Source organism: Terasakiella brassicae (assembly GCF_014641495.1).
Lineage (GTDB): Bacteria > Pseudomonadota > Alphaproteobacteria > Rhodospirillales > Terasakiellaceae > Terasakiella > Terasakiella brassicae.
In genome coordinates, this window is the sequence record NZ_BMHV01000053.1 from 1 (window position 1) to 6245 (window position 6245).

Consider the following 6245-nt stretch of genomic DNA (forward strand, 5'->3'; position numbering starts at 1 on the left):
CAGTGCAAGCTGGACGGCTTCGCTTTTAAATTCATCAGATTTTTTGAGACTCATTTATTCCTCCTGTAAATCTCAGTTTAACAGAAGGTGCTCTCCAGTTTTAGGGGACGGGTCCAGAGAGAGCGTTTGAAGGCCCGATCTAAAAAATCGACTTCCACCGTCAATTCTCCAATTTTGGCATGAAGTTCCTTAACTTCGGCTTCGTGATTGTCTTTTTGCTTTTCCTGCTTGCTGGAGAAAATATCGGCCATATTTGCCAGAGCCTTTTTCTTCCATGTGCTGATCTGGTTGGGGTGCACATCATATTTTTTTGCCAATTCGGGAAGCGTGAGCTCTTCTCGTAAAGCTTCCAAAGCTACTTTGGCTTTGAAGTCGGCTGAATGGTTACGGCGTTTTGCCATCGGATAGTCCTTTTCAAAAACGGTTATCCCACCTTAACACCCTGTCCTGTTTTTGGGGACCATCTCTAAATACCCAAATTAAATATAAACTTATTCATAATTTTTAAGTATGAGGTTTGATGTAGCGTGTTTGCAGGCAGAGCTTTTGAGGTAAACTTGTTGCGTTGCATGTTGCGAGGCACCGAATCAATCAGTCTGTATTTGTGTTTAAACCGATTAAAGCCGTTCTATTGCTCACTATATGCTCACAAAAGAAAAATGGGTTAGCTATCAAAAACAGCTAACCCATTGATTTTATTGGTCGGGAAGAGAGGATTCGAACCTCCGGCCCCTGCCTCCCGAAGACAGTGCTCTACCAGGCTGAGCTACTTCCCGTTACCGATATGTCGAAGCGGTGAGTGTTGTGTTCGGGACACTGCTTCGATTTTGTGTGGCGGTATATAGCCTGTCAGAACAGGCGTGGCAAGCCCAAAAATATTTTTTTTAATAGGCCCGTTCGATGCAAAATTCCACGATGCCTTTCAGGGCTTCTCTGGCGGGGCTTTCCGGGAAAATATCCAGATCGGCAATGGCCTTTTCGCCGTATTGGCGTGCCCGAGCTACAGTATCGTCCAATGTATTATGTTTTTGCAGCAAGTGCAGGGCGCGTTCCAGATCACCGTCTTGAAAGTCCTGATCTTCCTGTGTGCGTTTCCAGAAGGCTTTTTCGTCGTCATCCCCGCGTGCAACAGCTAAAATCACCGGAAGAGTCATTTTGCCATCGCGGAAGTCATCCCCGACAGCTTTGCCCAGTTCGGCCTGTTTTGCGCTGTAATCAAGCGCGTCATCAATAAGCTGGAAGGCGATACCGAGATTGTTGCCATAAGACTGCAAGGCTTCTTCCTGTTCTGGTGTCGCACCGGCGACAAGGCCGCCAACATGGCAGGCAGCGGCGAACAATTGTGCGGTTTTGGCCTGAATAACTTCGAGGTAGGCATCTTCGGTCGTATCGGCATCGTTGGCGGTAATCAACTGGAGAACTTCGCCTTCTGCAATGACGGAGGAGGCATGGGAAAGAATTTCCATCACTTTCAAGCTGTCGGCTTGTACCATCAATTCAAAGCTGCGGCTGAATAAGAAATCACCGACCAGAACGCTGGCCTTGTTGCCCCAGATGGCATTGGCGCTGTCTTGTCCACGGCGTAAATCGCTTTCATCCACCACATCATCATGGAGCAGGGTCGCGGTATGGATGAATTCTACACAAGCGGCCAAACCGACATGCTTGCTGCCTTGGTAATCCAGTAACCGGGCGCTTGCAAGGGTCAGCATCGGGCGCAGTCGCTTTCCGCCGGCGGCAATGATATGACCGGCCAGTTGAGGAATGAGGGCAACGGGGCTTTGCATACGTTCCAAAATAGCGGCGTTGACTGCCTTAAGATCGTCTGCCACCAGATTGGTGAGGGTTTCAACTGCCGAAGGGCCTGATGAGTGTTTATCCATGTTATCCATAACCGATAAATTGTAGTATAGCCTTGTGTTTTTTGGTGAAATCATCCAATAAAAACACAGCGCATAAGTCAAATAGCAGGTTTGCGCGGCTCTTGGAAGGGGGGATGTTATTTTATGAAAGAGTTAGTTGCCACCGGCGATTTGGTATTGCTCTCGGCTCTTAAGTATCACCTTGATTCAGAAGGGATAGAGTTTGATACCTTCGACGGATATGTGGGCAGTCTTTTTCCCGGTGAAATGTCTGTGGCGTCCAGTCGCATCATGGTGATTGATGAACATTACGACCGGGCCAAACGTTTGCTGAAAAGCTTGCAGGATGGAGAAATGGCTTGTGAGTGATGGGATCGCACTAAGCGAAGATTTGTTTTTGGGTGGAAAAGTCCGCCTGTTGCAACCGGTTGATGGTTATCGGGCGGCAACGGACCCGGTTTTGCTGGCCGCGAGTATTCCGGCACGTGACGGGCAATGCGTTTTGGATGTCGGTTGCGGCGTGGGGGCAGCGAGTTTTTGTCTGGCCGCGCGGGTGGCCGGGGTGCATCTGTGTGGAATTGATATTCAGGACACATTGGTGGATATCGCGCAGAAAAATCGTGCCTTGAATGATATGGAAGATCGCGCCCGTTTTGTCTGTGCGGATTTGCTCAGCCGTCCTATGGATCCGGTACCCAATTCATTTGATCATGTTATGGCAAACCCCCCGTTTTACGAGGCCGGATCTGGGCATCGCCCCCCCAATGAAATCAAGGCCCGCGCCCATATGGAGGTGGCGCAAGGCGCAAGTTTGCAAAACTGGGTGGATTATATGTTGCGCATGACCAAGCCAAAGGGAACGGTCACATTTATCAACCGGGTCGAACGTCTGGAAGAAACACTGGCGGCATTAAAGGGGCGGTTGGGGGAGTTAATTTTGTTTCCCATCTGGTCGATGAGTCCTACGGGGACGCAAGCACGTGGGGCCAAACGATTTATCCTGCAAGGGCGAAAAGGCATTAAAACACCGCTGACATTTGCAAATGGTTTGGTGGTTCACGAAGATGACGGCAGTTATTCAAAAAAGGCTAAAGCCATCTTACAAGACGGTGACGGTTTGCTTTTAAAACCGTGATTTAAATTTGAGGCTGGCCTTTTATAAAATCTGCATAGTGATAATAGCCGTTTTTGCCACGTTGTTTGGCGATATACATGGCAACGTCGGCAAAGCGAACAAGGTCTTTTGCGCTGTTGGCATCGCGTGGCAGAACGGCGATCCCGATAGAGGCAGAAACAGCAAATACGTTCTGTTTATATGTCATTTCCTGTGCGGTTTCGCGAATGATTTTATCTGCAACATTTTCAATGGCCTCAATAGATGTGGCATCCTGAATGATGATGGTAAATTCATCGCCCCCTAAACGGGCGGCTGTGTCGCTGTGTCGCAGGCAGGATTGCAGGCGTTCGGCCATTGTTTTTAAAACAAAATCGCCGGCATCATGTCCATAGCTGTCATTGATTTGTTTGAACCCATCCAGATCGATAAAGAGCAAGGCGAGATTACGTTCTTCGCGTTGGGCCAAGGCAACGGCATTTTCAAGTCGGTCTTCAAACAGGTTGCGGTTGGGCAATTTGGTCAAGGCATCGTAATTGGCCTGTCGCCATGCTTCGTCCATTTCCGATTTATAACCGGTGATGTCACGTTTGACAGCGACAAAGTGTGTAACTTCGCCATTGTGCTTAATGGGGGAAATCAATGTTTCTTCCCAAAACAGGCTACCGTCTTTCTTTTTGTTTAACAGTTCCCCATGCCAGCTTTTGCCCGCACGCAGGTTTGTCCACATACTACGATAGGTTTCGGTCGGTGTGTAACCTGATTTTAACAGGCGTGGGGTTTTGCCCAGAATTTCACCTTTTGTGAAGCCTGTGATTTCGCTGAAGCGTTTGTTGACATATTCAATTTTGCCATTGGAATCGGTAATAATGGTGGAGGCCGGGCTTTCTTCAACAGCGGTCGAGAGCTTGAGAAGTTCGCTGTCGCGTTCTTTACGCTTTGTAATATCGCTGAATGTCAGAACTGCGCCGATGAGGTTCTGATCCTCGTGAACAGGAGCAACGTAATATTCAACGGGAAAGGCTTCACCGGTAGCGCGTCTGAAATGTTCGCTGTCACTGCCGGTTTGGTGACCTGAGCGCACCGCATCGGCAATTGTGGGTACAGCCGTGTTGCTCTCAAGCCGGCTGTGATACCGGCTGACGTCATCAAAGTTTTGTCCAATTAAGTCGTCAGGACTGCTTAGATGCAGCAATTGCGCGGCTTTGAGGTTGGCAAACGTACAGATACCTTGTGCGTCCAATGCAACAATTCCTTCGGCGGATGCGTCAATGAACCGGCGAAACTGGGCTTGTGCTTCATGGCGTTTTTTCGATTCTTCACGCAGGTCCTGCGTGCGCAGGTTGACGATGGCCTCCTGTTCTTCGTTGATGGTCAGTAAGATGGCGAGATGGTGACGCAAGCTGAATAAGGCAAGCAAGCTTAAGCCACACAGCAACAGCCATGTAACGATATGGATCATGCGTTGACTGGCAATCTGGGTATCTTGTGCGTTTAGGAAGGGGGAGGCATCAAAAGATACGCTGATACCGCCCCGGACATCCCCGACCTTGTAGCCCTGATGTTCATGGCACCCCATACAGGCTTGTTTGGTGATGAGGGGAGCAATGTATCGAAACTGAGTATCGCCATCAAAGGGAACGAATTCAAAACGTTCGCGGGCGCGTTTCTCAAAGGCATTGAGAGCCGAAGCCTCCCACTCATCCGGGGCATTATCCGGGTTGATGGGAATAAGGCTGGTAATGTGGATTGAGGTATCGCTGTTTTCACGGATCACGTCACCAAGCTGGCGGGTCATATAGGCAGGGTTCAGTTTGGTTAACTCTTGCCCGATATCTGTCGTGACATCTTTGGTATCGTCTATGAGGTAAGGATTGGAGGGGGTTTGCGGGGTTCGCGGGACATATACGCCGCCGTGACGGGCGTTCCAAAGGCGCACATCTTCAATCATGGAAAAGACAAAACGCCCTTTGTTTGCAGCTATTTCCTCAATATTGTTTTGAATTTGAGAGACGTTATGTAAATAGGAAGTCAGAACGATGATGCTCCAGATCGCAATGGGGAGTAACCAATAGACCGGTTTTAGGATGAAACTGTTGACTAACGCATCCTTGTTCCAGGCGAGGGCTTGTGAAATATTTTCGTTATTCTTTTTCACATTCAGTTCCATGCTGACCTTTCATTTCTCTATTTATCATAGATGTATTTTCGAATAACCTAACATACATGATTGCGTAGTGCGTGACTTTAATCAACCGCAAAGCCTTTTAAAATGATGGCAAAGCATAGTTTTTTATGGTGTTTATTGTGAGTTCATGTAGTCTGTAGGGAAGGTTACATGATCTGAAAATGACGAGTATAAAGCGAATAATGTCAAATCGTGTTGACACAGTATGTCCCATGAGGCGGCTGTTTTTGACGAAGGAAGGACGCTAAATGAGCGGTACGGCCACGATTGCCATTACCGTAGGTGTTGCCGTTGCGGTTTTGGTTGGCTTTTTCATTGTCTATTATCTGGGCAATGTGGCCAATTCTATTTATGACGTCAAAGTGGGCGTGCGTAAGGATTTTGATAAAAAAGTTAAAGAGCTTCAGGAATGGGTTGAAAAAGATACCAAGCAACGTGTCAACTGGATGCGCGACGAAAATAAATCCGAAGGAAAACGTTTCAAGGAAAGCATGGAAGGTCATTTGGAAGAAACCTTCGGTGAAATGACGAAAGAGGTGGAACGTTTACGCGCAGATATCACTTCCTTGCAGGTTCAAATGCAAAATATGCAACAAAATCAGGGCGTCAAACCTTCTTATAATCATCAGGCCAGTTCAAATAATTCTATGCCGTCTGGCGCAATGTCCAGCCCGTTGGGGGATTTGGCAGTCCCTCGTGTTATGACTGGACCGAGTGAAGAAGCACCGGACATGGCAGCGGTTATTGATAAAAGCCATATGAGTGTGGACGCTTCGGGCACAGAAAAAACAGAAAAAACTGCGATTAAAAGCAAGCCATCTCCGCCACCGCCGCCAACCTCCAAACAACCTGCTGGTCGTCCGTCAGTTGAAGAAAAAAACAAGCAAAAGCAGAAGAAAAAACGGCGTGACCCGGATGCGTTTGAATCTTTCAATCAGTTTTCGGAAGATTTCAAGGCCGGGAGTTAGAGCACTTCCCGCTTATTCAGGTCCATAGCCCGCAGCTTTGAAATAGTTTCTGATTTCGTCAGGTTTGAGGCTGTCAATTGCATCCCTGACGGCATCCCACAGGTGTTCAACTT

General features: G+C 48.1%; 6 protein-coding genes and 1 tRNA gene. 3 read left to right on the top strand and 4 right to left on the bottom strand.

Features of this window, described 5'->3' with window-relative positions; translation table 11 throughout:
- Window positions 1-77: 77 nt before the first annotated feature.
- The 3 genes from IEW74_RS16885 to IEW74_RS16895 form a co-directional block, all read right to left on the bottom strand.
- Window positions 78-401 carry a transposase gene (locus IEW74_RS16885; protein ID WP_188667303.1) on the bottom strand — a complete coding sequence of 108 codons (324 nt, stop codon included), beginning with the start codon at window positions 399-401 and terminating at the stop codon, window positions 78-80.
- Between the two features lie 298 nt (window positions 402-699).
- Window positions 700-776: transfer RNA gene (locus IEW74_RS16890), tRNA-Pro, on the bottom strand.
- A 108-nt stretch (window positions 777-884) separates the two neighbouring features.
- Entirely contained in the window at window positions 885-1883 is a 999-nt protein-coding gene (locus IEW74_RS16895; RefSeq protein WP_229734406.1) for a polyprenyl synthetase family protein, read from the bottom strand.
- Between the two features lie 123 nt (window positions 1884-2006).
- On the opposite strand from IEW74_RS16895, the gene IEW74_RS16900 reads away from it, so the two are divergent.
- Together IEW74_RS16900 and IEW74_RS16905 are read left to right on the top strand one after the other, a co-directional pair.
- On the top strand, window positions 2007-2231 hold the full coding sequence (locus tag IEW74_RS16900; RefSeq protein ID WP_188667307.1) for a putative signal transducing protein: 225 nt from the start codon (window positions 2007-2009) through the stop codon (window positions 2229-2231).
- Window positions 2224-2997, top strand: a complete 774-nt coding sequence (locus IEW74_RS16905) for a tRNA1(Val) (adenine(37)-N6)-methyltransferase (protein ID WP_188667308.1) — start codon at window positions 2224-2226, stop codon at window positions 2995-2997. The genes IEW74_RS16900 and IEW74_RS16905 overlap by 8 nt, the downstream gene beginning before the upstream one ends.
- 1 nt (window position 2998) lies before the next feature.
- On the opposite strand, the gene IEW74_RS16910 is transcribed toward IEW74_RS16905, so the two are convergent.
- Window positions 2999-5146: a diguanylate cyclase domain-containing protein gene (locus IEW74_RS16910; protein ID WP_188667319.1), complete on the bottom strand. Its 2148-nt coding sequence runs from the start codon at window positions 5144-5146 to the stop codon at window positions 2999-3001.
- 266 nt (window positions 5147-5412) lie between these two features.
- Here IEW74_RS16910 and IEW74_RS16915 point away from each other — a divergent pair, with 266 nt between their 5' ends.
- The gene (locus IEW74_RS16915) at window positions 5413-6132 is read left to right on the top strand and encodes a hypothetical protein (RefSeq protein ID WP_188667321.1); all 720 of its coding nucleotides are present in this window, start codon (window positions 5413-5415) and stop codon (window positions 6130-6132) included.
- Window positions 6133-6245: the final 113 nt, after the last annotated feature.

Bases quoted from the DNA above. Each gene is read 5' to 3' on its own strand.
- IEW74_RS16885 (WP_188667303.1), bottom strand. From the start codon at position 401: ATGGCAAAACGCCGTAACCATTCAGCCGACTTCAAAGCCAAAGTAGCT.
- IEW74_RS16895 (WP_229734406.1), bottom strand. From the start codon at position 1,883: ATGGATAAACACTCATCAGGCCCTTCGGCAGTTGAAACCCTCACCAAT.
- IEW74_RS16900 (WP_188667307.1), top strand. From the start codon at position 2,007: ATGAAAGAGTTAGTTGCCACCGGCGATTTGGTATTGCTCTCGGCTCTT.
- IEW74_RS16910 (WP_188667319.1), bottom strand. From the start codon at position 5,146: ATGGAACTGAATGTGAAAAAGAATAACGAAAATATTTCACAAGCCCTC.
- IEW74_RS16915 (WP_188667321.1), top strand. From the start codon at position 5,413: ATGAGCGGTACGGCCACGATTGCCATTACCGTAGGTGTTGCCGTTGCG.